At 53.1% G+C, this 25,542-nt stretch carries 32 protein-coding genes, 1 tRNA gene and 1 pseudogene; 22 read left to right on the top strand and 12 right to left on the bottom strand.

Going from position 1 to position 25,542, the window contains the following annotated elements; translation table 11 throughout:
* Positions 1-28: 28 nt before the first annotated feature.
* A complete protein-coding gene (locus AO726_RS14455; RefSeq protein ID WP_058068752.1) occupies positions 29-730 on the bottom strand; it encodes an MlaA family lipoprotein in 702 nt (233 codons plus the stop codon).
* A 209-nt stretch (positions 731-939) separates the two neighbouring features.
* Here AO726_RS14455 and AO726_RS14450 point away from each other — a divergent pair, with 209 nt between their 5' ends.
* Entirely contained in the window at positions 940-1,566 is a 627-nt protein-coding gene (locus AO726_RS14450; protein WP_241492118.1) for an HAD family phosphatase, read from the top strand.
* Between the two features lie 119 nt (positions 1,567-1,685).
* Positions 1,686-1,952, top strand: coding sequence for a DUF4404 family protein (locus tag AO726_RS14445; protein WP_058068750.1), 267 nt, complete (start codon positions 1,686-1,688; stop codon positions 1,950-1,952).
* Positions 1,953-1,993: 41 nt separating this feature from the next.
* Here AO726_RS14445 and queF read toward each other — a convergent pair whose 3' ends face one another.
* The 4 genes from queF to AO726_RS14425 form a co-directional block, all read right to left on the bottom strand.
* A complete protein-coding gene (gene queF, locus AO726_RS14440) occupies positions 1,994-2,824 on the bottom strand; it encodes an NADPH-dependent 7-cyano-7-deazaguanine reductase QueF (RefSeq protein ID WP_058068749.1) in 831 nt (276 codons plus the stop codon).
* A gap of 43 nt (positions 2,825-2,867) precedes the next feature.
* On the bottom strand, positions 2,868-3,566 hold the full coding sequence (gene pyrF / locus AO726_RS14435; RefSeq protein ID WP_058068748.1) for an orotidine-5'-phosphate decarboxylase: 699 nt from the start codon (positions 3,564-3,566) through the stop codon (positions 2,868-2,870).
* A gap of 90 nt (positions 3,567-3,656) precedes the next feature.
* Positions 3,657-4,586, bottom strand: coding sequence for a DMT family transporter (locus AO726_RS14430; RefSeq protein WP_058068747.1), 930 nt, complete (start codon positions 4,584-4,586; stop codon positions 3,657-3,659).
* A gap of 40 nt (positions 4,587-4,626) precedes the next feature.
* Positions 4,627-4,791, bottom strand: coding sequence for a DUF1127 domain-containing protein (locus tag AO726_RS14425; RefSeq protein ID WP_342633124.1), 165 nt, complete (start codon positions 4,789-4,791; stop codon positions 4,627-4,629).
* Positions 4,792-4,957: 166 nt separating this feature from the next.
* On the opposite strand from AO726_RS14425, the gene AO726_RS14420 reads away from it, so the two are divergent.
* The gene (locus AO726_RS14420; RefSeq protein ID WP_058068746.1) at positions 4,958-5,812 is read left to right on the top strand and encodes a LysR family transcriptional regulator; all 855 of its coding nucleotides are present in this window, start codon (positions 4,958-4,960) and stop codon (positions 5,810-5,812) included.
* Here AO726_RS14420 and AO726_RS14415 read toward each other — a convergent pair.
* The gene (locus tag AO726_RS14415; RefSeq protein ID WP_058068745.1) at positions 5,802-6,557 is read right to left on the bottom strand and encodes a sulfite exporter TauE/SafE family protein; all 756 of its coding nucleotides are present in this window, start codon (positions 6,555-6,557) and stop codon (positions 5,802-5,804) included. The genes AO726_RS14420 and AO726_RS14415 overlap by 11 nt on opposite strands.
* Positions 6,558-6,663: 106 nt before the next feature.
* Between AO726_RS14415 and AO726_RS14410 the strand changes: the two genes are divergently transcribed.
* Positions 6,664-7,626 (top strand): LysR family transcriptional regulator, encoded by a 963-nt coding sequence (locus AO726_RS14410; RefSeq protein ID WP_058068744.1) that lies wholly within the window; start codon positions 6,664-6,666, stop codon positions 7,624-7,626.
* A gap of 60 nt (positions 7,627-7,686) precedes the next feature.
* Here AO726_RS14410 and efp read toward each other — a convergent pair whose 3' ends face one another.
* The 5 genes from efp to AO726_RS21455 all read right to left on the bottom strand — a co-directional run bounded on the left by efp (position 7,687) and on the right by AO726_RS21455 (position 13,058).
* Entirely contained in the window at positions 7,687-8,262 is a 576-nt protein-coding gene (efp, locus tag AO726_RS14405; protein WP_058068743.1) for an elongation factor P, read from the bottom strand.
* A gap of 46 nt (positions 8,263-8,308) precedes the next feature.
* On the bottom strand, positions 8,309-9,442 hold the full coding sequence (earP, locus tag AO726_RS14400; RefSeq protein ID WP_058068742.1) for an elongation factor P maturation arginine rhamnosyltransferase EarP: 1,134 nt from the start codon (positions 9,440-9,442) through the stop codon (positions 8,309-8,311).
* A 516-nt stretch (positions 9,443-9,958) separates the two neighbouring features.
* Entirely contained in the window at positions 9,959-11,674 is a 1,716-nt protein-coding gene (locus AO726_RS14395; protein WP_206542517.1) for a hypothetical protein, read from the bottom strand.
* 167 nt (positions 11,675-11,841) lie between these two features.
* The gene (locus AO726_RS21330) at positions 11,842-12,492 is read right to left on the bottom strand and encodes a hypothetical protein (protein WP_206542516.1); all 651 of its coding nucleotides are present in this window, start codon (positions 12,490-12,492) and stop codon (positions 11,842-11,844) included.
* A 179-nt stretch (positions 12,493-12,671) separates the two neighbouring features.
* The gene (locus tag AO726_RS21455; protein ID WP_241492117.1) at positions 12,672-13,058 is read right to left on the bottom strand and encodes a hypothetical protein; all 387 of its coding nucleotides are present in this window, start codon (positions 13,056-13,058) and stop codon (positions 12,672-12,674) included.
* Here AO726_RS21455 and AO726_RS14385 point away from each other — a divergent pair.
* The 14 genes from AO726_RS14385 (at position 13,034) to AO726_RS14330 (ending at position 21,204) form a co-directional block, all read left to right on the top strand.
* The gene (locus AO726_RS14385; protein ID WP_058068740.1) at positions 13,034-13,288 is read left to right on the top strand and encodes a hypothetical protein; all 255 of its coding nucleotides are present in this window, start codon (positions 13,034-13,036) and stop codon (positions 13,286-13,288) included. The two genes, AO726_RS21455 and AO726_RS14385, sit on opposite strands and share 25 nt — an antisense overlap.
* 3 nt (positions 13,289-13,291) lie before the next feature.
* Entirely contained in the window at positions 13,292-13,627 is a 336-nt protein-coding gene (gene pflM, locus AO726_RS21010) for a lysogeny maintenance protein PflM (protein WP_082629137.1), read from the top strand.
* A 4-nt stretch (positions 13,628-13,631) separates the two neighbouring features.
* A complete protein-coding gene (locus tag AO726_RS21175) occupies positions 13,632-13,850 on the top strand; it encodes a hypothetical protein (protein WP_152987291.1) in 219 nt (72 codons plus the stop codon).
* Between the two features lie 282 nt (positions 13,851-14,132).
* Positions 14,133-14,501, top strand: coding sequence for a hypothetical protein (locus AO726_RS14380; RefSeq protein ID WP_058068739.1), 369 nt, complete (start codon positions 14,133-14,135; stop codon positions 14,499-14,501).
* Between the two features lie 11 nt (positions 14,502-14,512).
* The gene (locus AO726_RS14375; RefSeq protein WP_058068738.1) at positions 14,513-14,698 is read left to right on the top strand and encodes a hypothetical protein; all 186 of its coding nucleotides are present in this window, start codon (positions 14,513-14,515) and stop codon (positions 14,696-14,698) included.
* A complete protein-coding gene (locus AO726_RS14370; protein WP_058068737.1) occupies positions 14,695-14,910 on the top strand; it encodes a hypothetical protein in 216 nt (71 codons plus the stop codon). The genes AO726_RS14375 and AO726_RS14370 overlap by 4 nt, the downstream gene beginning before the upstream one ends.
* Positions 14,911-14,920: 10 nt before the next feature.
* On the top strand, positions 14,921-15,130 hold the full coding sequence (locus AO726_RS14365; RefSeq protein ID WP_058068736.1) for a major capsid protein: 210 nt from the start codon (positions 14,921-14,923) through the stop codon (positions 15,128-15,130).
* Positions 15,131-15,382: 252 nt separating this feature from the next.
* The gene (locus AO726_RS21450) at positions 15,383-16,717 is read left to right on the top strand and encodes a virulence factor TspB C-terminal domain-related protein (RefSeq protein ID WP_241492116.1); all 1,335 of its coding nucleotides are present in this window, start codon (positions 15,383-15,385) and stop codon (positions 16,715-16,717) included.
* Positions 16,717-17,043: a DUF2523 domain-containing protein gene (locus tag AO726_RS14355; protein ID WP_058068735.1), complete on the top strand. Its 327-nt coding sequence runs from the start codon at positions 16,717-16,719 to the stop codon at positions 17,041-17,043. The genes AO726_RS21450 and AO726_RS14355 overlap by 1 nt, the downstream gene beginning before the upstream one ends.
* 11 nt (positions 17,044-17,054) lie before the next feature.
* Positions 17,055-18,236 carry a zonular occludens toxin domain-containing protein gene (locus AO726_RS14350; RefSeq protein WP_058068734.1) on the top strand — a complete coding sequence of 394 codons (1,182 nt, stop codon included), beginning with the start codon at positions 17,055-17,057 and terminating at the stop codon, positions 18,234-18,236.
* Positions 18,237-18,379: 143 nt separating this feature from the next.
* The gene (locus tag AO726_RS14345) at positions 18,380-19,657 is read left to right on the top strand and encodes a hypothetical protein (RefSeq protein WP_058068733.1); all 1,278 of its coding nucleotides are present in this window, start codon (positions 18,380-18,382) and stop codon (positions 19,655-19,657) included.
* On the top strand, positions 19,657-20,646 hold the full coding sequence (locus AO726_RS14340) for a phage integrase (RefSeq protein WP_058068732.1): 990 nt from the start codon (positions 19,657-19,659) through the stop codon (positions 20,644-20,646). The genes AO726_RS14345 and AO726_RS14340 overlap by 1 nt, the downstream gene beginning before the upstream one ends.
* A gap of 55 nt (positions 20,647-20,701) precedes the next feature.
* Positions 20,702-20,944 carry a type II toxin-antitoxin system Phd/YefM family antitoxin gene (locus tag AO726_RS14335; protein ID WP_058068731.1) on the top strand — a complete coding sequence of 81 codons (243 nt, stop codon included), beginning with the start codon at positions 20,702-20,704 and terminating at the stop codon, positions 20,942-20,944.
* Positions 20,941-21,204, top strand: coding sequence for a Txe/YoeB family addiction module toxin (locus tag AO726_RS14330; RefSeq protein WP_058068730.1), 264 nt, complete (start codon positions 20,941-20,943; stop codon positions 21,202-21,204). Before AO726_RS14335 ends, AO726_RS14330 begins: the two co-directional genes overlap by 4 nt.
* A gap of 94 nt (positions 21,205-21,298) precedes the next feature.
* Here AO726_RS14330 and AO726_RS14325 read toward each other — a convergent pair.
* Positions 21,299-21,388, bottom strand: a tRNA-Ser gene (locus tag AO726_RS14325).
* Positions 21,389-21,885: 497 nt separating this feature from the next.
* On the opposite strand from AO726_RS14325, the gene AO726_RS14315 reads away from it, so the two are divergent.
* The 4 genes and pseudogenes from AO726_RS14315 (at position 21,886) to AO726_RS14305 (ending at position 25,459) form a co-directional block, all read left to right on the top strand.
* Positions 21,886-22,575, top strand: coding sequence for a crotonase/enoyl-CoA hydratase family protein (locus AO726_RS14315; protein ID WP_058068728.1), 690 nt, complete (start codon positions 21,886-21,888; stop codon positions 22,573-22,575).
* Positions 22,576-22,731: 156 nt separating this feature from the next.
* Positions 22,732-23,757, top strand: a pseudogene (locus AO726_RS21620) (HAMP domain-containing protein); the annotation flags it as partial.
* A gap of 30 nt (positions 23,758-23,787) precedes the next feature.
* Entirely contained in the window at positions 23,788-24,615 is an 828-nt protein-coding gene (locus AO726_RS21615) for a methyl-accepting chemotaxis protein (protein WP_446737428.1), read from the top strand.
* 118 nt (positions 24,616-24,733) lie between these two features.
* Positions 24,734-25,459 (top strand): 1-acylglycerol-3-phosphate O-acyltransferase, encoded by a 726-nt coding sequence (locus tag AO726_RS14305; RefSeq protein ID WP_058068726.1) that lies wholly within the window; start codon positions 24,734-24,736, stop codon positions 25,457-25,459.
* Positions 25,460-25,542 lie beyond the last annotated feature (83 nt).

Genomic DNA, 25,542 nt, shown 5'->3' with positions numbered 1-25,542 from the left:
CACTGGCCGCCATTTTTCAGGGGGAAGATTAAAAGTCGTCTTCAACCTGCCCGTCTTTGACGCGGAACTCACGATTTTGCAAGTACGCGTTGCGCAGGAAAATGTATTTATCGCCGCTGACCAAGCGCTCGGCCTTCAGCAAACTGGCGCGGAGATCCACTGCCTGAACCGCAATTACTGTATTGCGTGTTGGTACATGATCAATAGCAGCCGGTGCTGTCAGGTAAGCATCTGGCACCTTGCCGATGGCATCGCGCACTGTGCTCGGCCCCAACAACGGCAGAACCACGTAAGGGCCACTACCTACGCCCCACTTGCCCAGCGTTTGACCGAAGTCTTCATCGCTGCGCTGCAGGCCCATCTTGGTGCCCACATCAAAAAAGCCCAGTACGCCGAACGTGGTGTTAACGATCAGACGACTGGTATCAACCCCAGCGTTGTGCAATTTGCCCTGAAGCAGGTTGTTGGCCAGATTGCTCACGTCTCCGATATTGCGGAACACGTTGTGCACGCCATCTTCAAGAAAGTCCGGGGTTACAGCCTGATATCCTTTGGCAAGTGGCTTTAAGGTGTAAGCATCAACGGTATCGTTGACCTCAAACATAAAGCGGTTGTAACCCTCCCACGGGTCATCTTCACTGGCACACGCTACAACTGGCAGTAACGCAAAACTTGCACAGGCAGCCAATCGGCTCAACGGCTTGAGCCAGTTCTCAGCGGTTACTTGCATCCGGTTTACTCCTCGTATTGCCGGCAGCATTCTGCCTGACATCAAGTTTCGAAGTATAAAGCGCCATCTCTTCAACAGCAGCAATGTCTTTATATAAACAACAAAAATCAGCGTGAGTACTGACAGCGTTCACACCCAGCCGGGCGGTAACGTCACATGAACGTCATTCTAGTTTCATATTGTTAGTCAGACTAACAATGGGATGGCCCATGAACACACCTGCCCTCAATGCAGTTCTATTTAGCCTTTCTGGCTGCCTGGTGGATTTTGGCGCGCGCGCATCATCCCTGAACAACACAGCTGAAAGCACCTCGCCCAATATCCAGCCAGCAATTGCAGACTTGGCGCAGCCCATTCGGGGAGCCGTGTCTGTTGCCCAGCAACTGCAGAGCCAGGCCATCACCTGTGCATGGGTCGAGACCTTGGGACCAACACTGACAAAAGTCCTGAGTACTCAACTACCGGCCGACCTGCCCGGAATCACACTGGACAGCGGTCGTAGCCTGCCTGCTCCAGACAGCCTATGGCAGGCTCTGGCCACTCTAAACGCCCCTTCAATTCATGGCTGCATTCTGGTCAGCGGCAATCCTCTGGTACTGCAGGCTGGATTGAATGCGGGCTTGTGGACTGTCGGTTTGGCGGTATGCGGTTCGCTCTGCGGATATTCTCAAGAGGCATGGCAAGCCCTGCCACAAGGCCGCAGAGATGACCTACGTAGCACTGCAATCCTAACGCTGTACCGCATGGGCGTACACTCAGTGATTGATCAGATCACAGATGTGCCTGAGTGCCTCGCGGATATCACTCAACGACGAGTCAAAGGTGAGAAGCCTTAGTCAGCCTGAGTCTGAGCTTGATCCAGAGCAAGCAAGGCCGGTGACGATGGATTAGTCTTCAAGGTGAGGTACTTCGTGATTGAGCTGTTATGCCGCTCTGCCAAGTAAGGGAGATCCTGATGCCGACGACCCAACTGCAACAACAGTTACAGGACCTGCGTAAGCAACTGTCCGAACAGACTCAGCTGAGCACGGAAGAACGCACGGAGCTTTTTATTCTGAGCCAGGAAATTGAGCTGCAACTGGCCGAGCAAATGGCAGCCGCGCCTGACGCCAACCTAGTGGATGGCGTCAACCTTGCCATCGAACGCTTTGAAAGCAGCCATCCAACTCTGGCCGGTACCTTGCGCAATATCCTGCAAACGCTGGCCAACATCGGTATTTAAGAGAGGAAATAAAAACCCCAGCACGTAGGCTGGGGTTTTTATTATTGGCGCACCAGACGCTGATTGGCCGGACTGATGGCCTCAGTACTGCGGTAAGGGTTGATATCCAATCCGCCACGACGGACATAACGCGCATACACCGTCAGTGATTGCGGCTGGAGCAGGCGCTGTAAATCGAGAAAAATGCGCTCCACACACTGCTCATGGAAGTCCGCGTGCTGGCGGAAGCTCACCAAATACGCCAGAAAGCTGCTGCGATCTACCGCAGGCCCGCGATACTTCACCACTACAGTGCCCCAATCTGGCTGTCCTGTTACTGGACAGTTCGACTTTAGCAAATGACTGTGCAGCGCTTCTTCAACCTGCTTCGACGCATCACAACGGAGCAATTCAGGAGCCGGCTGCTCGTAGTTACTGATGCTGACATCCAGCTCATCAATGCACTCCCCCTCAGGCACCGATACACCTTCTGCCGTGACCTCCGCCAAACTGCGAACCCGCACAGCAACAGGCTTGCCCGCTGCTGCTGACAGGTCCTTGACCAGAACGCCTTGTAACTGCTCGGCATCGCTGAACACTGTCTGATTCAGCGAGTTCAGGTACAGCTTGAACGACTTGGACTCAATGATATTGGGCGAGTCCGCCGGAATCGCAAATTCACCCATGGCCACCACAGGTTTGCCAGATGGCAGCAGCCAGGACAGTTCGAAACAGTTCCAAAAGTCTACGCCTTGATAAGGTAAGGTCTCGGCGCTTAACCCCAGCTCCGCCCATTTGGCTGCGCGGGGAATGGGAAACAGCAGCGACGGCGTGTACGTCGCGACATATTCGCTGGATTTACCCAGTGGCGAATCTTCAGCAGCGGGATGCATAAAAAACCTGCTATCAAGAAACGGGAAAAGTTAAGCCAGGCGCTCAGGCCAGCTCAGCTGCAACTGCGGCCAGCGCCTGAGCCGGATTGGCTGCCTGACTGATCGGACGACCAATCACCAGATAATCCGAGCCTGCCTCCATCGCCTGACGCGGTGTCAGAATGCGGCGTTGATCATCCTGAGCGCTGCCTGCAGGACGAATGCCCGGCGTGACCAACTTCAGTGACGGAAAAGCCCCCTTGAGTGCCGGAGCTTCCTGAGCTGAACACACCAAGCCGTCCATCCCAGATTTTTCTGCCAAAGCAGCCAGGCGCAGCACCTGCTCCTGTGGCTCAACATCCAAACCGATACCGGCCAGGTCTTCACGCTCCATGCTGGTCAGCACCGTTACGCCAATCAGCAGCGGCTTTGCACCGCTCAGTTTATCCAGCGTTTCACGGCAGGCCGCCATCATGCGCTGCCCACCGGAACAGTGCACGTTAACCATCCACACCCCCATCTCGGCAGCGGCCTTAACGGCCATGGCGGTGGTGTTGGGAATATCGTGGAATTTCAGGTCCAGGAAGACCTCAAAGCCCCGCTCAGCCAATGTGCCAACCACGTCAGCACCGCTACTGGTGAACAGCTCCTTACCGACTTTCACCCGGCACAACTTGGGATCAAGCTGATCAGCCAGCGCCAAAGCGGCAGCGCGGGTCGGGAAATCCAGGGCAACGATGATGGGGGTCTGGCAAGCGGACATGGTACAGGCTCTCGGCTAAGCAAATTCGCCGCGCATTGTAGCGGAAGCGCCGCCCGCTTGCCGCACTCGGCACTGATCATCCCCACAAACTCAGCCTCTCACCCGCAGCAAATGCCGTGAAATCAAGGCGTGATTGCTTACTAGCATGATGCCCAGTAACACCAACAACGCACCGACAATGAAATTAGCGGTGAGAGGCTCGTCGAGAATCAGCACGCCAAACAGCACGCCGTACATCGGCGTCATAAAAGCAAATACACCGATATTCGAAGCCAAATAGCGGCGCAACAACCAAAACCACGCCAGATAGCTGAAGAAAGAGACCAACACTCCCTGATACAGCACGCTACCCACGCTTAGATAACTCCAAACCAGCGGCTTCACCTGCCCCGACACGAGCGCATAAATCAGCAACAACACAGTTGCAGTGCCCAACTGGTAAAACAGCGTCAGGGGCACTGGTGCCTCGGACAAACGTGATCCGCGTACGACGACAGTAGTCCCGCCAAAAGCTATTCCCGCCAACAAACCCAAAGCATCACCGAACAGCACTCGCCCCTTCAGATCCGAGAACTCTATGCCCCAGGCAAAAGCCACCAGAATGCCTATAAAGCACACGCATACGCCTACCCACTGCAACCAACGCAAGCGTTCACTGACCAGCATCAGGTGCAGGCCCAATGCAGAGAAAATAGGCGCGGTATAGAGCAGCACAGACATATGCGATGCTGTGGTGTATTGCAGCCCCTGGGCAATAAACAAAAACTCAAGGCAAAACAGCGTCCCAGCCAGCACGCCGGGACGCCATGTACTGCCGATCCAGCCCTGACAGTCACGACGCCATAACAGCACACAGGCCACCAGCAACGCAGCGATCCCCGAACGCAAAGCGACCTGCATCATCGCTGCAACATCCTGCGCAGCCAGTTTGATAACAACCCCCTGCGATCCCCACAGAGCACACAGCAGCACCATCAGACCGAACAGAAACAGATCAGCCTCTTTACGCACTCCACTCATCACACCACTCACTCACCAAGCCTGTAGCCGCATCCTGTGACTAACGAGACAGAGGATCATCCCAGAAAGGCCGCTCACTTTCCTGTATTGCATCTGCCCTGCTCAGCCCTAAGTCTTTGAGTGCGCATTCATCAAGTGCCGCTAGACGCCTCCGCTGCCGGGCCAGCTGCCACCAACGCAGCACTTGGCGAACCACTCTGCGCATGGCTGGCGCAGCATCCGGCACTGCCTTCACGAGCAAAGCAAATTTGTTGAAAGTCTGTTGACCACTCATCTCGTCGCCCTCCTTTAGAGCTTGGCGAGAGTGTTGCGCCGCCACTAACATCAATCAAACGAATCTTTCTTATGCAATCCATTCCAGAGGTTGATGAATGAGCCACTACCCGAGCATCGACAGCGAACTGCTGCGTACATTCGTCGCCATTGTTGAACACGGCGGTTTTACCCGCGCCGCTGAAGTGGTTAACCGCACACAATCAGCGGTCAGCATGCAGATCAAACGCCTGGAAGATGACGTTTTGCAGCGCGCACTCTTTGTCAGGGATGGCCGGCAAGTCAGCCTGACAGTCGAAGGCCAGCTGCTATTGGGCTACGCCCGACGAATCCTCAAGTTGCATGCCGAAGTGCTCAATAGCATGCGCGAGCCACATATGGTCGGTACCGTGCGCATAGGTACACCAGATGATTACGTCATGCGCTTTATGCCCAGCATCCTATTGCGCTTCGCCCAGACTTACCCTCTGATTCAGGTGGAGATGCACTGCGAGCCAAGTACTCAACTGCTGCAACGTCAGGACTTGGATCTGACCATAGTCACCCGTGAGCCAGGCAACGAAAACGGCCAGCTATTACGTCAGGAACAGCTGGCTTGGGCACAGGCTCGCGGCAGCAACTTGCACGAAATGCAGACCTTGCCCCTGGCACTGTTCACCCCACCTTGCTTTTGTAACGGCTGGGTGCGCAACGCTCTTGATGGGATAGGCCGTGATTATCGGGTTGCTTATACCAGTGCCGGCCTCTCTGCGATTATGGCCGTTACCAGCGCAGGTCTGGCGATTACCGCTCAGTTGCAAAGCTTGATTCCAGCCGAGCTACAGATACTCAGCGAAGCGGAGTCCATGCCTGCACTGCCAACGGCCAGCATCGTTCTGATGCACAACCCACGGCGACGGAATCAGGTCAGCGAAACCCTGGCTGAATACATCATCGAAGGTTTCAGACTTTAAGCCCCAACAGCACCGCACAAACCAGCAGGAATACAGCGAACAAAGCCTTCAATACACGCTCAGGCAAGGCATGTGCGAGCCGCACCCCCCAACTAATACTCAGCAAGCCACCTATGGCCAGCGGGATGGCCAGCAGCCAATTGACATGATCGTGCAGCGCATAAGTCACCAGCGTCACCACCGTGCTAGGCAACGCCAGAGCTAGCGAAAGCCCCTGTGCCGCAACCTGCGTTACCCCGAACACCATCGTCAGAACAGGTGTCGCCACCACCGCACCGCCAACCGCGAGCAGCCCGCCTGTCAGACCGGCTCCAGCGCCCAACATACCGAGCCACGGCCACGGATAACGTAGCTCGCCGCTGCTATGGACCGCAGGACTGAACAAACGCAGCACGGTATAAAACGCCAGCAGGACTAGAAACACTATAAAGGCTATTCGCATTTGTTCGGCGTCCAGACTAACAGCCCAGCGCGCCCCCAGTAGCGCAAAGACAAAGCCGCTGGCCGCTAGGATCAGCGCGTGCCGTGGATTGATGCGGTTGCGCTGGTGATAACGCCACAAAGCCAGCATCACATTAGGCACCACCATCACCAGCGCCGTGCCTTGCGCCAGTTGTTGATCAAGGCCGAATAGCACCCCAAGCGCTGGAATCGCAATCAGGCCGCCGCCAATACCAAATAGCCCACCCAGACTGCCAAGCACCGCGCCTAACACTACATTGAGAACAAAATCCATCAGACTCATGCGCGCCTCCTGACCTAGAACGGCATAGCCTAGTGACGCAGCGCTAGCAGCGAAACGCACAGCCACGCACAATGGCTATGCGCAATTCGCAAAGGCAAGCACATCAATGAACCCAGACACCCTGACAGATCAGCTCAATCTATTCCTCGATGTCCTCGAAACCGGCAGTTTTTCTGCAGCTGCCCGTCGCCATCCTCTGACGCCATCCGCTGTTGCCCGACGTATCGATGCACTCGAGCGCTCACTGGGTAGCACCTTATTCAGCCGCAGTACCCACGCGGTCCGCGCCACAGCCTCCGGACTTGCATTTGCTGAGCGGGCGCGGCGAATACTGGCTGAACTGCACTTAGCCCGGGCCGAAGCAGTGTCCCTGAGTAGCGCGCCTGAAGGCCTGATTCGCATCGACGCGCCTGCCCCCTTTGGCCGCCGCCACCTAGCCCCTGCGATTGCAGAGTTTCTGGTCGCCTATCCGGGCCTTGATGTACAACTCCGCCTGATTGATAGCTTTGTCGACCTACATGGCACCCACCTCGGCGAAGTGGACCTGGTTCTACGCATCGGCCCCTTAGAAGACTCACGATTGGTGGCCACACCGTTAGCGCCGATGGTGCGCATACTCTGCGCCAGCCCCGAATACGTCGCCTCACGCGGTATCCCCCGCGATCCGACTGAGCTTCTTGAACATGACGGACTGGACTGGGACAGCCTTGCACCGCCCTTCGCCTGGCGCTTCGAACACGACGGCAAACTGCAACACTTTCGCCCCAAACGCCTTCGGATGACCGCCAACAACGCCGAAACCTTGCTATTCAGTGCATTAGCCGGACTCGGCATCGCCCACCTGCCCACCTGGCTGATCAGCGAATACTTGCTACGTGGCGAATTGGTACCACTATTTTGTGAAAACGGCCTGCCGCCCCCTGAACCGAGCGGTATCTATGCCCTGCGCCTGGAAAGAGAGAGCAGTCCGCGCCTTCGCTTGTTACTGACATTCCTGCAACAGCGCTTCGGCTTTCCCCCCCCGTGGGATCAGGCCCTGCAGGCTTATCTACCCGCAGCCCTGTACTGACTTTCAAACGAAAATAAAAAGCCCGGCATATGGCCGGGCTTTTTACAGCGGACAAGCGGATTAGGCTTGTGGCGCCTGAGTGCGACCCTTGTAGGAACCGTCACGAGTGTCGATTTCGATCCAGTCGTCGATCTCAACGAATTCAGCAACCTTGATCTCGGTGCCGTTGCGCAGTTTGGCAGGCTTCATCACCTTGCCAGAAGTGTCACCACGAGCAGCGTTCTCGGTGTACACAACCTGACGCACGATGGTGGTCGGCAGGTCAACGGAGATCACTTTACCTTCGAAGAACACAGCTTCGCAGATATCGGTCATGCCTTCTTCGATGAACGGCAGAACGCTTTCCAGGTCTTCAGCACGCAGCTCGTAAGAGTTGTACTCAGGATCCATGAATACATAGTCTTCGCCGCTGATGTAGGACAGGTTTACTTCCTTGCGCTCAAGGATAACCGGCTCCATTTTGTCGTCGGCCTTGTAAACGGTCTCGGTCTTGGAACCGTTCAGCAGGTTCTTCAGCTTCATCTTAACGATGGCGCTGTTACGACCGGACTTGGTGAATTCAGCTTTCTGGATCAGCCAAGGTTGGCCATCAATCAGGGCCACACTGTTGGGCTTCATTTCTTGTGCGGTTTTCATACGAATATCCGGGTTTGAATGGAGTGACAGAATTTTTGGCCGCGTATCATAGCCAATTTAGGTAAAACTGCACCAGCGCTGCGGCAAGATCAGGCCGAGAAGCCTGCTCCAGTGCCCATTTTGCGGCGTGCTGATCCAACTCTGGCGCTGCGTTATGCACCTGCCGCCACGCCCCACCCACATCAGCGCCAGTGTTCCAGGCCAACCACAAACTGCTCAGGCACGCCTGAGCTTCTGCAGGCAAGCCGTGAGTATAGAGCGCTATAAACGCATTGAGCTTATCAAGGTGGACATCTTCGTCCTGCTGATAGATATGCCACAGCAGCGGCCTTCCAGCCCATTGCGCCCGGATGAAGGAGTCCTCACCGCGCACTGCGTTGAAGTCGCAGCTCCACAACAAGAGATCGTATTCATCCTGGCTCATAAAAGGCACAACATGAATCTGCAGAGCGCCCCGGCGCAGCACAGCACCTACTTTTAACTCCCCCTCCCCCAGCCAGTGCGTGACACTTGCAAGGGCGCGCCCCTCAGGTACAAGCAGCTGCGTCCGGACAGTATCGCCGGCGAGCACATCTAACCAACTGGCCAGTGCCGCATTCTCATAGCAGAACAAAGAAATCAGACGAGCGCCGGCAAGCAGCTCAACGCCAAGGCCTTGGAGAAACTCCACGCGGGCCTTCGTATCAGCCTGAAAGGCATCACGCCTGACCAATAGATCGCGCTCACGCAGCAAGCCCCCTGTACCCGCAGAGAACCCAGGAAAGAAGAAGAACTTGGCCAAACCACCCGACTGCATAGAAGGCAAGCCATGGCAGCCCTCTACCCAATCTTCGGCACTCAAGTATTCAAGATTCAGCCACAACACCTTGCGCTCACGACTAGCCATCGCAGCCACATAAGCAGCTGGCAGTTCACAGGCAAACGCCTCAACCACCACATCAGCCGGCTCAACTGCTTGCCACTCCTGAGCCCAGAGGCGCACCTCCACACCCTGCTGAACCTGTGCCAGTGCCGCAGGATCAGCCGCCGGGCACATGCGCACAAATGACAGCAGATCATCCACCCACAAACGCACCGCCACATCGTGCTCAGCCACCAACTGCCGAGCCAAGCGCCAAGTGACGCCAATGTCGCCGTAGTTATCGACAACGCTGCAGAAAATATCCCAGGTTACGCGCATGAACCGGCTCCGCTGAATCAGGCGCACACCTTAAAAGCTGTCAGCATGCAGAGCAACAGACCAGGAGATCCTGTGAGCAGGACGTTCTCAGAAACCCATTCTGGAAGACAGGGCAACCAGTGCGTCAACTGAAGCAATTGCAAGTGGTTATGCGGTTTCAAACCGGAGATCAAAACAAAAAGCCCCGTAACTTTTCAGCTACGGGGCTTTTTTGAAAGTGGCGGTGAAGAAGAGATTCGAACTCGTTTAGGGACCGTCTCAATTCTTCACTATTCCGCACAAACCGGGGCTTTCAGGGGTGTTCTGATGGTCGATTCGTCTCAATTATTCACAGTGTTTTCGACACTTTTTCGACACTTTACGACTCCGGGACACGTTCGACAGGAAAATTGATTAGCGTTCAGCCAGCCACACACTACAAATTGACCTTTCAGCTGGAAGCATCTCCACTTAAAGCTGTGGCACAACTAGCCTCGGTAAGATATGCCCTGACCTGCCCGCTTGGTAAAGGAAGCATTATTCCAAAGCTTCAAGCTCATCAATATCTTCGATGTCAGCCAGCCTACGCGTATCTTTTTGGCCGTAGTTATACTCAGCAGACCTCCTAACCCTTCTAAGTTCCCGAATAAGATCAGGACGCCTTTCCTTCATTACATCGCTGCACCACTGGGGTGGAAGACCCCTTTTTTGTCCCTCGATAACTAAGATCCTCAGTAACCCGTGCATATAATCATAAAACTTTCTAACCCTTTGACTTCGCAGGATTACTCTGCGAATAATGTTTCTCTCAGATTCTATTTTATGACTAAGACTCTTAAGCTCACTCCAAACTTTATGATCTGAAATATACGTATCAAACATGACGTTTTCTATGAAAGTAAAGTTTGAAATCAAGTCACGAACTATGTAACCACCCAATCTCGACGGAATGTAACTAGAAGCCAATGTTGGCTCCCCGTGACTTGCCGTAAATATAAAACGCAACCTGCAAAGATCCTTTAACACAGGGTTGATATAGGACTCACCAAATCCAACTTTCTTCATGCAGTCGGCTATCAACGCACCATCAACAAACCTAAATCCAGTTTCGCTAGCATATGAAACTATCGCGGACAATAGATATAGCCGTAATAACTGTGACGTACTCACAGACAAACGTGAGTCAAAGGGGTTACCGATTGGAGAATATTGTTCGCTATACACAGGACTCGTACCAAGCATGATCGCACGAAAAGCCTCGTGCCTTGGAAGGGTATACTTACCAGTTTTACGATGGTACTCAATCGCTTTACCGGGACTTGTATAGCCTCTCTCGAGAAATTCTCGGGTCATCCTTAGAGCTAGGCGAACGTCTTCAGTCGCTAAAACTTCAATCCTCGACCCTATTTCAGTACCAAGTACAGAACCTTGAAGTAAATCAATTATATCTGACGCATCATCCATCTTTACAGTTGCGCCATTTTCAGCAGTAAACTCAGCCTTTCGTCCTGCCACCAAATATTTTACGAGTGCAAACCGCTTAGCAATTACCGATGATATTTTCGGTGGATCAATCTGCACTGTATCAAAATCAAATGCATCTATTGCTGGTGAACTACGATGTCTTGCATATGTAGATTGCCTAAGACAAAGAATCAAGTTCAAAGACAATGCTCTAGCAATCGAAAGAGCCTCTGCAAAAAGTGTAGATTGGATTTCCTCAGACTCTATCTGATCCACATTATCAATAATCAAAAAAAATGAACATTGCTTTGTAGCGAATCTTATAACCTTTTCCACATACGGTTGAACTTTTTCAAAATCCGACGTGATGATTTGTGCTATTTTATCATCGGCTGAAATCTTTGAAGAGTCCAGGAAAGATAGATTACGTTTAATAGCTCCAATTTCTTCCGCATATGCATGCTGAATGCATTTTTTGCCGTCAGACAAAAAAACATCCTGATTGATATAATCGAGTAAGGATCTGTAAATAAAATGACTCGCGGGGGTCTCAGATGGATTATTAAGAAAATCCAAATGTACCCAATGGTGACCAATCTGACCTTCATTCCGAGCAAAAAGCTCTTTAATTCTAGACTTCCGCATATAATGCAAGAAAGTTGTCTTTCCCGCACCAACAGTACCTAATAACAGAATTGCCAAAGGCTTTGAGTTAACTAGGCCATTCCTAGAGCCCTGTTGAGCCCCTCTTATTTTTTCAACAAGGGCAAGCCTGTCAGTTTCTTTCATAGGCCTATTAACACTACCCCCTACAACAGATTGCCTACGAGAAACATTCATCCTGATCTTGCGATCAAACTTTATTGTCTCAGGGGCAGCCACATAGCACCGCTCAAACGACTCTTGACTCAACCCGACTATAGAATCTGAAAAAGCAGAAACTACTTCATGCTCGATTATGTGGAAAATTGGATTACCTGACGCCCCTTGACATTAGTTGAAAAAAAACTTCCTAACTTTCTATTTTCTGTCTGATTTACAAAGCGACCGATTAAATTCGCCTCTAGACTACCTGTTATTACAGCCTCTCTGCTGAGCAGATCATAAAACTCACTATAATTTTCATCAAGACAGTCGCTAAGTGACCAAAATATGAGCGCGTAAGATTCATTAAATCTAACCTGGTCATGTCGCTGAGCTGGAAACACCGCCCATACCGAGCCATTTGTCGCAATTGCAAAATCTATAGACATTTTTCTGGCGTAGTCCCTAGCCTGAATTATCGCCTCACCGATTTCGCTTTGCAGGAATTTATTAGTCAACTTTACCTTTCTTTGATTTGGCTCGACATTAAAAGCCGCACCATATTTCTTTGCTTCTACTACTATTGCAGTATTTGCCGTTCTAAGAATGTAATCAGCATAAGTAGTGTAACCATCCTCAGTAACATGCTCCTCAGGATGTATATCCTCATCAGTCCAACCAAGTATATCTATGAGAATTCGATTTATGACTTTAAGACGAGTAGCTGCTTCATTCCCTTCACGAAGCTCCGAGTGCTTTTCAATTTCAACTAACGCCCGACGCGTATCGATCGATCTATCCATAAAAAATCCTGCAATAATATAAACAGAAGTTATTTAAATTCGCACCATTATCAATAGACCAAGAAGCTCAGTGTCGATAATTTACTTTTGAAGCAATCGCTTTTTCAATATTCAAGCGCCCTCAGGTTTTCCTACCACTACAACATTAATTTAAATTATTAATTAAAAATCGATAGAGCTTAATCACTTGGCGAGATCTGTCCCTTTTGATCATCGACCTCCCCCTTCAATATCCACAACTCGTATTCGGGAAAGACCCTCAACACTTCCTCTAGATCTTCAACACGCGCCTTAACCTTCAAATCAGTAGCAACTGTCTGCCATCGACGGCGATTCTTGATAGCAGTCATCTCAGCCAGCCGTGCAGCTCCGATATGCCGAACAAGTGTTCTAAGACGCTCTTCTATCATTCCTAAAAGCTCTAAAAATAATGACAAATAATTTGTCTGACGAATAATTTGTCTGTAGCGTTGCGGCGTGACAAATAATTTGTCAGTCCAACTCAGCGGTACAAATTGCTTTGAATAGTGACGGAACGCACATGGAACTGGAAGAGTTAGAACCATCGAACCTAATCACACCTTATCAAGACCTCGAGTCCATCAAAACATGGGCTGAGCGCAACGGCCTTACCTGCGGCACGGTGCGCGGCTGGGTCTATCGTGGTGTGTTGCCCTCTGTAAAGGTTGGCAAGCTGCGCATGATCAATGCTGCTCTCGTGCGCTCCTGGTTAACCCAACAGGATTGGAACGCTGCCCCTACCCTACATGCTGCTTTGCTGAAGAGGTCCGTATGACTTATGAAGCAATCCAGTTACAGGCACGTACCGCACAACCCGGACTGCACCTGCTCTGTTTGTTGGTCAAAAACAGAAATGGCGAAACCCGCTCGCTGCCTATTCACACCCTGCGACCAATGCCGCCCCGCGTTTGTTCAACGGATACGCATACTAAAGGTAGGCAAAGTTTCTGGCATCTGGACACCGTTGATTTCGCAGTGGCAGGTGATACCGGCCTATACCTGCGCGAAACACACGCCCAGCCAGCGCCCTCAGCCGTTTTGGCGCGTTGTCGAGAACATCGGCAAGCCGGTGCCTTTTGTGCCGATTCACGAACCTTTCGAGCTAGTGGGGTAACAGTATGAAACTGCCGTCTTGGGCTTTGGATGTTTTTCTCGGCCTGCTCTTCTTCACGCTTATTTATGCAGTGGCTGGGCCGTATCTGCCTGCATCGTTTGAAGCTGTCAGGGAGATTTTCGAATGGCTGTCGCCTCCGGCATCCGTGACTGGCCCCAACGATGCAACTGATTCAACACGACTTCATCTGCCAGTCGCGGGTGATGGCGGCGAAACGGGATGACAAGGGCATGGCCCTTGGTGTTTTTCGATTAACACAATTAATCAAGGAGGTTTCCAACTGTCTCAGTGTTTCACTATTCGGCACAGAAAAAGTTTAACCATGACATTTAACTATCTATGAATTTTTACTGTTTTTATCGCGTATAACTGATCACAGCTAACCCTTACAAGCCGCTCTAAATCAGGCAGTTGCAGAACTTTATCAGTTCCGCTGCTCGGGATCGTTCGGCCTGCAAAAAGCTAAACCAGCGCTCTTAAGCGCAACTAAACGAGGTTACAAAAGATGGCACGTTCAACTATGGAAGTTGCATTTCTCGGCACTCAAATGACTCAAGTCGAGGAAACCAAATACGCCAAGGTTTTTTATGGCGACGAGCCGGACGGCAAGACTGAGCACGGCCTGTCCATCATCGGTATGGCGATTGCGGATGAAGTCGCCAATGAGGTGTTCGCCGCTGGCGCAAACATCGACCCGTTGCAGCTGGTGCGTATTACCTTCGAAGTCGCTCGCGGCGGCCAGAACAAGGGCAAAAACCTCGCCCTGCATATCGAGCCGGTAGACGCCAAACCATCGGCCCGCACTACCACTCCACAAGCCCAACCAACCCCAAGCCAGCCCGCTAAGCCTGCGGCTGACTCGGCCAAGGCGTAAGGACTCGGGCCGTGCTGATTGTTGATCGCGTTGTGTGTGACCAGTGCCTGTGTGTAATCGGCCAGCTGTACGACATGCCAGCCGACCAGCGCGACTGGATCAGCGATTTCCGTACGGCCCCGGACTACGCGATTTGCCCGGATTGCCGGGAAAGGAATGAAGCAGCAGCCCGTAAGCAGTTGGAGGGCGATGCGTGAATTTTCTTGCCTGTGAGGGGGATTGGTTGATCGGCGCGGATGGCTCGCCCACCTGCACCGGCGCGCTGGTTTCTCTCACGGTCGAGGAAATGCAGAGTTTGTACGGCTCTGCGCTGAGTTGGGAAGACGTTCAACAGCTCCAGGGCGAAGCAATCATCCTGTTCGCCACTGTTTTCGGCTTCCTCGTGTTGAAGAAAGTTCTCAAACAGTGAGGTAACACCTATGAAACGCAATCTGCAAAACCTGAAACGCTCCCTCGGTGCCGCTGCTGCGGTTGGCCTGCTGACTGTTCAGCAAGCCTATGCGGCTGTACCGACTGAGGCCACCGATTCTTTGGATACCGCCGGTACTGACGTTGGCACCATCGGTTGGGGTGTGTTTGCCGTGATCATCGCGGCAATGGCCTTCAAGTACATGCGCCGCGCTCTGTAAGGGGCTACGCGTTCAAGCCGATGCACTAAGCCCCGCTTCGGCGGGGTTTTCTTTCAGGTAAGCCGCCATGAGCTATGAACTGTACGTGCTGATCCTCACCACACTGGCGTTTTACCTCGTTTTCTTTGGGCGGGTGTGATTGTGATGCGGCCATTCGCTGTGCTTCGAGTTTTGCTTGCTCTCAGCCTGTTGGGGTGGGGGCAGTTTGGGGTTGCTTCGACTCTTTGGCAGCGTCTTTGGGGGGATCGCACCATGCATCGCACCATTGAGGCTGCATGTGGCCATTCTATGGAATATGGCGGTTGGCAAATTGAAGGGGAAGTTTATCGGTGTGTAGGAGGGGAAAAGGGCAACGTAAGCAAAGTAACTTGTCAGTACGGTGATAACGGCTCGGTTTGTCTGGCCTCTTGTGAGGTCCCTAATCAGTTGATTGATGGCCAGTGCGTTAAGCCTGAACTTGATAAATGTGCATCGTCTTCCGGTAGCAATGTCAGCCATCAGCACCGGCTAGGTGATTTCACTGGTCGCGGCGTCATTGGCGGTCGCGTTGAAACGCCGGGTGTTGTTTGTGATGGCGGTTGTCAGTACGCCTTCGGCCAGCAAGCGCCATCTAGAATTTATCGGTTTGTAAATGGCGACCCTTCGGGTGTATTTGCGGACTACGGCTATAAGGGCAATGGCGTGTCCTGTACGGGTGATGAAGCGGCCCGTGAAAAGCCCGCAAGTAGCACGCCGTCGGCTGAGAGCAACAGCGAATGCACCAATAAGGTGACGGATGCTGAGGGACGTCAGCATTTCACCTGCACGGCCACAGAAAAATACATTGATATAGGCGACATGAACTGCGGCCAGTTTGAAACGGGCGGTGAGTATCGCTGCGAGCCGAAAGTACCGGGCTCCAAACTGTCAGATAAAACCACTGAGGTTGAGGTTACTGAAAAGACCAACCCTGATGGCTCTAAAGACACCACCACTACAACAACTACGACCACCACCAACTGCTCTGGTGTTAACGCTTGTTCAAGCAGTACCACCACGTCAGTTACCAACAACCACACAAAATCGGACGGCACTCCGGGTGGCGAGTCCACTACCTGTACTGGCCCAGCCTGTCCGGACTCTGACGGTAAAACCCAAGAAGACCGCGAAGAAGAGCAAGACGAAAGTGAAAGCAGCGTGTCTGGTGGCCAAACCTGTGATGCAGCCCCTGTGTGCGATGGTGATGCCGTCCAGTGCGCCATTCTTAGTCAGCAGTATGAGGCCCGTTGTGATTTTGAAGAGGCCGGGGACTTTGAGGAAAACAAGGACGATATAAAAGGCCTGTTTGAAGGCCAGGGTGACAAATTCAAACTCGATGAAGGCAGTGGCGATATTGATGTGCCGACCTTTATCAGCAAAGGCACGCGCTTCCTGCCTGCATCTTGCCCAACCGCTGAAAGCTTCTCTCTGACCACTGCGGGTGGTCGCACCTTCACTCTCAGTTATGAGCCCCTGTGCCGCGCTGCAACAGACCTTAGTGGTCTGTTCGTCGCGGTTGCCACCGTATTGGCCGCGCTCTATGTCGGTCGCTCCGTAGGAGGTAACTGATGCACTTTCTCTATATTGCCCAACTGCTGATCATCATCCTTGGGCCGTTGGTAAAGATGGTTTTGCGCATCGTAGGTTTCGGTTTCATTACCTACGTTGGCTTCAATCTGATCATTGGTGAAGCTCAGTCCTACCTGTTCGCCCGCATGGGTGAGATTGGCCCGGTCATTCAACAGCTCCTCGGCCTCGCCAAATTCGATGTGGTGGTAAACCTCTACTTTGCCGCCATTTCTACCCGTTTCATGCTGGCCGGTATTGATAAGGCCACTGACAGCAGGCGAAACCAAGTCTGGCGTAAGCCGGGCGGCACTTCTATTGAGGCCTAAGGATACTTCCCATGCTCTATATACGCACGGGCAAGCCCGGCCACGGCAAAACCCTCAATACAATCCGTGAGGTGGATCAAAAGGCCCACTCTGAAGGGCGCACGGTTTATTTCCACAACATCAACGGCCTCAAGCCAGAGCAGCTTCGCGCTCCATGGTTTTCCTTTGATGACCCTGAAAAATGGTTTGAGCTACCTGCTGACTCCATCATTGTGGTGGATGAAGCCCAGGGGTGGTTTGGTGCGCGTGACCCACGGGCGCGCCCCCCGGAGCACATCACCCGCTTCGAAACCATGCGCCACAACGGCCACGAAGTGCATTTGGTCACCCAAGACCCGCGCTATATCGACGTCCATCTGCGCCGCCTGTGCAATGGCCATATTCACTACTGGCGGGTATTCAAATCGCAGCAACTGCTGCGCTTTGAGTCAGAGGCGGTGATAGAAAAGGTCGAGACCAAAACCAGCTTTAAGGATGCGGACAAAAAGTCGTTACGCCTGGATAAGAAGTACTTCGCGGTTTACACCAGCAGTAACGCCCAGCACCACTTTCAGACCAAGCTACCGACCAAGTTCATCTTGGCCATGATGGTAATTGCAGGGGCTGGGGTGCTGGTCTACCGGGCCTATGATCGCTATGCATCTGAGCAGGTCAAAACCCAGCCAGGCGCAGCCGAAATGCCGGGCAGTATGGTTGATCAGGTTAAATCAACGGTGGGTGCTTTCATCAAACCTGCTGGCCAAGCCGATCCCTCAGACCGCCCACAAAGCCCTGCGCAATACCTTGAGCAGCGCGCCCCGCGTATCCCGCAAATACCTGCATCGGCCCCCATCTATGACCAGCTTACGCAGCCTGTGGCTTACCCGCGGCTGTATTGCATGTCCAGCACCGACCCCACCACATACGCCCGTGAGTTTAGTCGTATGTCGAGTGCTGTAGTGAATGGCAAGCCCACTGTTTGCCAGTGCTACACCCAGCAAGGCACCCGCGTGAAAACCGACTTCATCTTTTGCAGCAACGTGGTGGAGAACGGCTACTTCGACCCGAGTATTCCTGATCGATCAGAGCAGCATGCGCAGCTACAACAGCCACCTCAACAGCCGAACCAGCAGCCTCAACAGCCGCTTGTGCCAACTGAACCTAAATCTACCGTAACGGTTGTTGAGCACGAAAATGGAAAGTTCCTGTGGTGAGCCCCAAGCGGCTGCGTAGAGGCTTTTGCGCGCATGCACGCGGTACGAGTGCTGCGCCAAAAGCGCGGCGCTGACGCCCCTGTAACACGTCAGATAAACCAGTTCCAAACGTCTCAATTCGTCACAAAAAGGAGATTCAAGACATGAAAGCAAAAGACCAGATTCGTTTAGATCGTGTTTTTAATGAATCGAAAACCGGTCGGGTTTTCTTTGATGATGGCACCGCAACGATCACAGACCTGACAGACGTTCGTCTGCTCCGCTGTGGCGTCGATACGGTTCGCCAGTTGTACAAAGGGCTGATCCGCCCTGAGGTCATGGCCCTGTTTGAGAAACCGGGCGTAATGGTCGATTTCGCGGGCCAGCGCTGGCACTCGGGTCGTGTTGGGCGTGACTCCGGGTATCAGTACAAGCTGCAAAACGCTGATCTGGGGATCGTCCTCCTGATCAAAAACTTCAACGCCAAGTTGGAGAGTATTGGTCCACATCTGAAAATCGAAGTATCACCTCACACCATCGACAGCCTGTCTCCCGAGCGCCTGCAAGCCCGCTTGGACTTCTACGCCAGCGAAGTACTGACCCACATTGAAATTAACCAGTGTGCCGTCCATTTGGCGCTAGATCTGCAAGGCTGGATACCACCGACTGATCTGGTAGCACGGATGCATTGTCGCGCCAGAACTCACCGGGACATTTCCGGGATCAATGAGGTGAACTGGGCCACTAAGTCCAGTGTGTATGGGCGCGGGGAAACGTCCATGTTTGGCTCTGCGGGTGGCGTCCAGCTGTGTATCTACAACAAAACCGAACAGGCCAAGGCCACCGATAAGCTCGACTTCTGGGAAAGCGTCTGGAAGCGCCGGGACTCTCTGGATGCTGCCGATCCTGACAACTACAACCCTGAACAACCCGTATGGCGTATCGAGCTGCGCTATCACCACTCGATCATTCAGCAATTTGCCAGCGGCTCCATCGACCTGAAAACCGGCAAGACACTCGAAACCCAATCCTTTGCCGGGTTTGCTCCGCACCTGGACGGTTTGTGGCGCTATGGGCTGGGTCAATTCAAGCTGCTGACTCGTCCCGGCCGTTTTGAAGCCATCTGGACCTTGATCAGAGACGACGTGCACGTTGATCTGCCGGTTGACTCCCTGCTGGAAGACACTGAGTACAAACGCTACTACAAGACCTCTCGCGGCTTCTCCGGCAAAAACGTGGAGCTGTTCTTGGGAAACTTCGTAAGCCTGCTGGCTAGGGAGCGAGTGGGCGCAAAAAAGGCGTTCTCCACCCTAAAACAATGGGACTGCTGGCCCGTTATCAGGGATCACTACGCTTCAAAGGAATTAAGTGAGTACGACATCTACCAGCACATCAAAAATCTACTTGAGGAACGACAGGTCAGATGGGGACGTGCTGTCTGATGGCAATTGAGCAAACCCCTGCAGGCCGCTGGAAGGTCGATATAGAGCCAATCAAAGGCAAGCGCTTTCGCAAGACGTTTAAGACCAAAATGGAAGCCCAGCGTTTTGAAGCAACATGCCGGGCCAAGGTTATTGAAACGCCTACGTGGACGCCAAAGCCCAAAGATCGACGCAAGCTGTCAGAGCTGATCGACCGCTACCATCAACTGCATGGACATACCCTCGCCTATGCTGACGGTATCAAGCGCACGCTGGACGCTATGGCAAAGGAATTGGGTAATCCGGTTGGCGCAAACCTTACGGCTAACTCGTTCTGTGAAACGCGAAGTGAACTGCTCACTTCAGGCATTCAGGGCAAGACGCTTAACACTCGACTTGGCTACCTGAAAGCGGCGTTCAATGAGCTGATCCGGTTAGGTGAAATTGACTACCCCAACCCCTTGCTGAACGTCCGCCCTCTTCGCCTTCAAGAGCGTCCGGTATCGTTTCTGACGTCGCACCAGATCGAAGAGTTGCTGACCGCACTGGATCAACGGGAAAACCCTCAGTTGGCTCTGATTGCCCGCGTGTGCCTGACAACGGGTGCCAGATGGGGAGAAGCACAAGCGCTGATTCCTGAACGGGTCAGAAACCGCACAGTGACGTTTGCCAATACCAAGTCAAAGAAGACACGGACAATCCCGATCACGGCACCACTGGAAAAAGCCCTGCATGCCTACTTCCGGCAATACGGCACTTTTACCAACTGCATGCTGAGTTTCAGCCGGGAACTGGATAAAACCTCGATCAAACTGCCAAAGGGTCAGGCTACCCACGTACTGAGGCATACCTTCGCCAGTCATTTCGTGATGAACGGCGGAAACATCCTGACGCTACAGAAAATCCTTGGCCATGCCTCACTGACGATGACCATGCGCTATGCCCATCTGGCTCCTGACCACTTACAGGATGCACTGCGTCTCAATCCACTACACGACGAGGGACATTAACATGCCGTACGTTTTAGCGTACGATTCTGGACTCACATCAGGAGGACATGCGCTCATGCGTACACTGACTGCAAGCGAGGCCAGGACAAACCTCTATCGACTGATCGATCAGTCTGCCGAATCCCATCAGCCTATTTTCATCACCGGTAAGCGGAACAGCTCTGTGCTGATTTCGGCTGAAGACTGGCAAGCCATTCAGGAAACCTTGTATCTGCTTTCCGTGCCGGGAATGCGCGAATCGATCAAGGAAGGAATGGAAGAACCCATTGATGAATGTGCCAAGGAATTGGACTGGTGAGTTGGCAAGTCGTTTATACGAAACAAGCACAGAAAGATGCCCAGAAACTCGCCTCAGCTGGATTGAAAGATAAGGCTAAGGCGTTGCTGGAAGTGATCAGAGAAAACCCGTTCCAGAACCCTCCCCCGTACGAAAAATTGGTCGGGGATTTACTCGGGGCCTACTCCAGACGAATCAACATTCAGCATCGGCTGGTCTATCAGGTGCTCCAGGAGGAACAAACCGTAAAAGTGCTACGGCTCTGGTCACACTACGAATAGCTCAGGCCTTCGACACTTTTTCGACACTTTGCTGAGGCGGAAAACAAAAAGCCCCGAAAACTCGTTTGTTTTCAGGGCTTTAAGTATTTGAAAGTGGCGGTGAAGAAGAGATTCGAACTCTTGATACGGTTTCCCGTATACACACTTTCCAGGCGTGCTCCTTCAACCACTCGGACACTTCACCGGATCTCGTTAGGCGTTTGCCGTTTCGAGGTGCGCTAATTTATCCGAAGGTTTCTCTAAACGCAAAGGTTTTTTTCAAAAATTTCATGCGCTTATGGGAATTTACTCTTTCCGGACCACAGGATCGGATTTGCTGTCGATGTGCTCACGTCCGAAGAGGATAAAGCCAAGCGAGATGAACAGGCTCAAGGCAAAAATCGCGATTAGCCCCGCTCTCTCCTGTGAGGCCTCCCCAGTCGATGCCCACATCAGCGCGCCTAAAAGCAGTAGAGCCAGACAGCTGCCCCAGCGGAATTTACAGTTGCTGTTCCACACACTGATCGCTCCTGTGGCTCAAACCGCGCAATCTATTTGTGGCGGTCACAGACGGCCAATTGGTAAAGCTTATATAGTCCATAGTCATTGCCTCTGCAGGGTGACTGCCGAGTCATTCTCAGGGCTTTACCGTCGCTTAGGTGATGAGTAACGTCTGCACACTCTCTAATAAGGAACCCGTTCATGAGCGAGCTGATCAGTTACCAATTCGAAAATGGTATTGCCACGCTGACCCTGAGCAATGGCAAGGTCAACGCCATTTCTCCAGATGTTGTTGCCGCCTTTAACGCAGCGCTGGATCGCGCAGAACAGGACCGCGCCATCGTTATCATCACTGGCCAACCAGGCATCCTCTCGGGCGGATACGACCTTAAAGTGATGACCTCAAGCCCGGAAAACGCCATCAATCTGGTTGCATCCGGCTCCACACTGGCTCGGCGCATGCTGGCTCACCCCTTTCCTATCATTGTTGCCTGCCCGGGCCATGCAGTTGCCAAAGGCGCATTCCTGCTGCTCTCGGCAGACTATCGCATCGGCGTCGAAGGCCCCTTCAGCATCGGTCTGAATGAAGTGCTGATCGGCATGACCATGCACCATGCCGGGATCGCCCTTGCGCGGGATCGCCTTCAGAAACACTTCTTTCAGCGCTCGGTAATCAACGGCGAGATGTTTGATCCGCATGGTGCACTTGAAGCCGGCTTCCTCGACAAGGTAGTCCCTGCAGAGCAACTGCAAGCTACTGCATTGGCAGTGGCTGAGCAGATGAAAAAAATGAACATGAAAGCGCATAAAAATACCAAGCTGAAAGTGCGCAGCGCTCTGCTTGACGAACTGGCGGCTGCTGTAGAGCTGGATAAGCAACATCCTCTCTGATAAGCCCTGCAACCTTATAAACCCGGCCTTGTGCCGGGTTTTTCATGCCCGCTCGCAACACGCCTATGCTTGTTGAGTAGCTTTAACTCGAGTATCTCTCAAGCTAACTGCTTTCGAGCCGACAACATAAAAAAAATACAACGAGGAAGTGCCCCCATGAAAATTTCTCACCGGGTGGGATTGGCAGCCGCCACTGTCCTTCTGCTGACCACTACGCTGTTGTCAGTCGCACAGGTGACGCAAGTTCGCAAAACCCTGTACACCCAAGTCAGTGCCAGCATCGACGAAACAAGCGGTGCACTGGCTCGACAGATTGAGAACTGGCTTAACGCAAAACTCAAGCTGATGGATTTGGCGGCACAGACCATCGACCGCAACTACAGCGCGGAAGAGACTCAGCGCGTGATTACCACCACAACGCTGAGCAACGAATTTATTCTGGTGTTCGGCACACTCACCGCCGACGGCAAACCCATCAAAAACACCGATAGCTGGAAACCTGCTGCCGACTGGGATGGCCGTAAGCGCCCTTGGTACGCACTGGGAATCTCCGCCAAGCAGGCCGTGCTGACAGAACCTTATGTGGACAGCACCACCAGCGAGACACTGATTTCAGCTGTCGTACCGCTGAGCGATAACGGCACCATTCTCGGAGCCATTGGCGGCGACATCCGCCTAAACACTATCTCCGACGCTATCAACACGCTGGATTTTAATGGCGCGGGCTATGCCTTTCTGATGAGCAAGAACGGCAACATCATCGCCCACCCGAATCATGAGCTGGATGGCAAACGCTACAGCGAGCTGTTCGATGGACAATCGCCTGCATTGACATCGGACCTCACCGACATCAGTGCGGCCGATAAAGATCTACTGGTGTCCTTCACCCCGCTGACCAACCTCAAAGGAATGGACTGGTACATCGGCGTAGTGCTGGACAAAAGCGTGATCATGGCTGAGGCCAATGCCCTGAGCTGGCGCGCTGTAATCGGTACGGTGCTGGGCGTGGTCATCAGTTTGTTTGTGCTGATTGCCTTGATGAATGCTCTGCTTAAACCACTGGCCCAACTGCACAATTCGCTGCGTGAAGTAAACAGCGGCCAGGGCGACCTGACCCGCCGCCTGCCTGCAAGCGGAAATGACGAAATCTCCTTGCTCGCCCGCGACTTCAACAGCTTTATCGAAACCCTGCAGAACCTGATCCGCGATGTAATGGGCAATTCCCGCCAAGTCCGGGAAAGCACTACTCTGACTTCTAACGCGGCCAATCAGAGTGCATCCCGCCTGCAACAGCAGATGCAGGAATTGGATCAGTTGGCCACAGCCATGCAAGAAATGGCCTCAACCGCCGAAGAAGTCGCCCGCAATGCGCAGTCCGCTGCTCAAGCCGCAGTGGTGGCAAACGAGCAGACGGAGAACGGCGTGCGCGTAGTTTCGCGCTCGACCGAAGCGATCATGAATCTGGCCGAGGAAATGAACGAAACCAGCAGCTCCATTAATGAGCTGTCCAAACTCAGCCAGAATATTGAGTCGATCCTCTCGGTGATCACCAGCATCGCCGACCAGACCAATCTGCTCGCCCTCAACGCTGCCATTGAAGCGGCACGCGCCGGTGAGTCCGGCCGTGGTTTTGCCGTGGTCGCGGATGAAGTGCGCTCGCTGGCCTCGCGCACGCAGCAATCCACCCAGGAAATCCGCCAGATGATCGATCAACTGCAATCCGGCGTGCGCCAGGCGGAAGCACGCATGCAGCAGAGCCGCGACTCGGCCAGCAAAACTGCCGAAGATGCCAGCGCTGCCAACGAAATGCTGACGCGCATCCGCGAAGCGATCACCCGCATCAACGATATGAACCTGCAGATTGCCACTGCGGCGGAAGAGCAAAGCGCCACGACCGAGGAGATCAACCGCAACACCACCAACATCCGCGACATCAGCTATGAAGTGTCCACCGGCTCTGAAGAGCAGGTGCGTCAGTGCAGTCTGATGGTGGATCAAGTGAGCCAACAAGACCGTCTGCTGGGCCGATTCAGCGTCTAAACAATGAGAGTGCTGTGCCCACTGACACAGCACCCTCTGCGGCCACAGCCCTCATTAATTGCCGAAATCCGGGCACAACCTTACACTCGCCAGCTGTTCACCAAGACGGGCATTACGGATGTTGTTTCTCTTGCGCATGCTGGCAATGGGCGTGCAATTCATTCTGGCTAGTCTCATCGGACTTCTGGTTTGTATTTGCCGCCCGTTTAACCCGGATAACAGCCGCATCTGTGGCAGGCTTTACAGCATCCCGGCGCTATGGATTTTGCGCTGGAAGCTTAAGGCTGAGGTACGCTCCCTGACCGAACGCCACGGCGCCTGCGTCATCATTGCCAATCACCAGTCCAACTATGATCTCTACGTGCTCAGTCGCATCGTGCCACCACGCACCGTCAGTGTTGGTAAAAAAAGCCTGAAATGGGTGCCCTTCTTCGGGCAAATCTACTGGCTGGCGGGCAATATTCTGATTGATCGCGATAATGCCATTCGTGCCCGTCACTCACTGGTTGCCACTACCAATGCCCTCAAGAACAAGAACACCTCCATCTGGGTGTTCCCCGAAGGCACCCGCAACCGTGGCAAAGGTCTGCAGCCGTTTAAAAAAGGCGCGTTTCAAATGGCTGTCGCAGCGGGCGTACCAATCATTCCCGTCTGTGTCAGCACCTACCCTCAACACGTAAAACTGAACAGCTGGAATGGCGGCACCATCTACCTGCGTTCGCTTGACGCCATCCCAACTGAAGGCCTGGGCAAGAAGGATCTACCTGACCTAATGGATACCTGCCGCCAACAGATGCTGCAGTGCATCGCAGAGCTGGACGCAAAGGTCGAGCAGCAGCGCTGATACGGTGTGTAATCGGCTAGCCTAGATTCCCCATAGATGGTCGAGCGACTAAGCTGATCGGCATTGTGTCGCAGGTAAGGAAA

The organism is Pseudomonas sp. TTU2014-080ASC, assembly GCF_001446935.1.
Lineage (GTDB): Bacteria > Pseudomonadota > Gammaproteobacteria > Pseudomonadales > Pseudomonadaceae > Aquipseudomonas.
The sequence above is the reverse complement of the archived record's forward strand: the minus strand, read 5'-3'. Positions and strand labels throughout refer to the sequence as shown.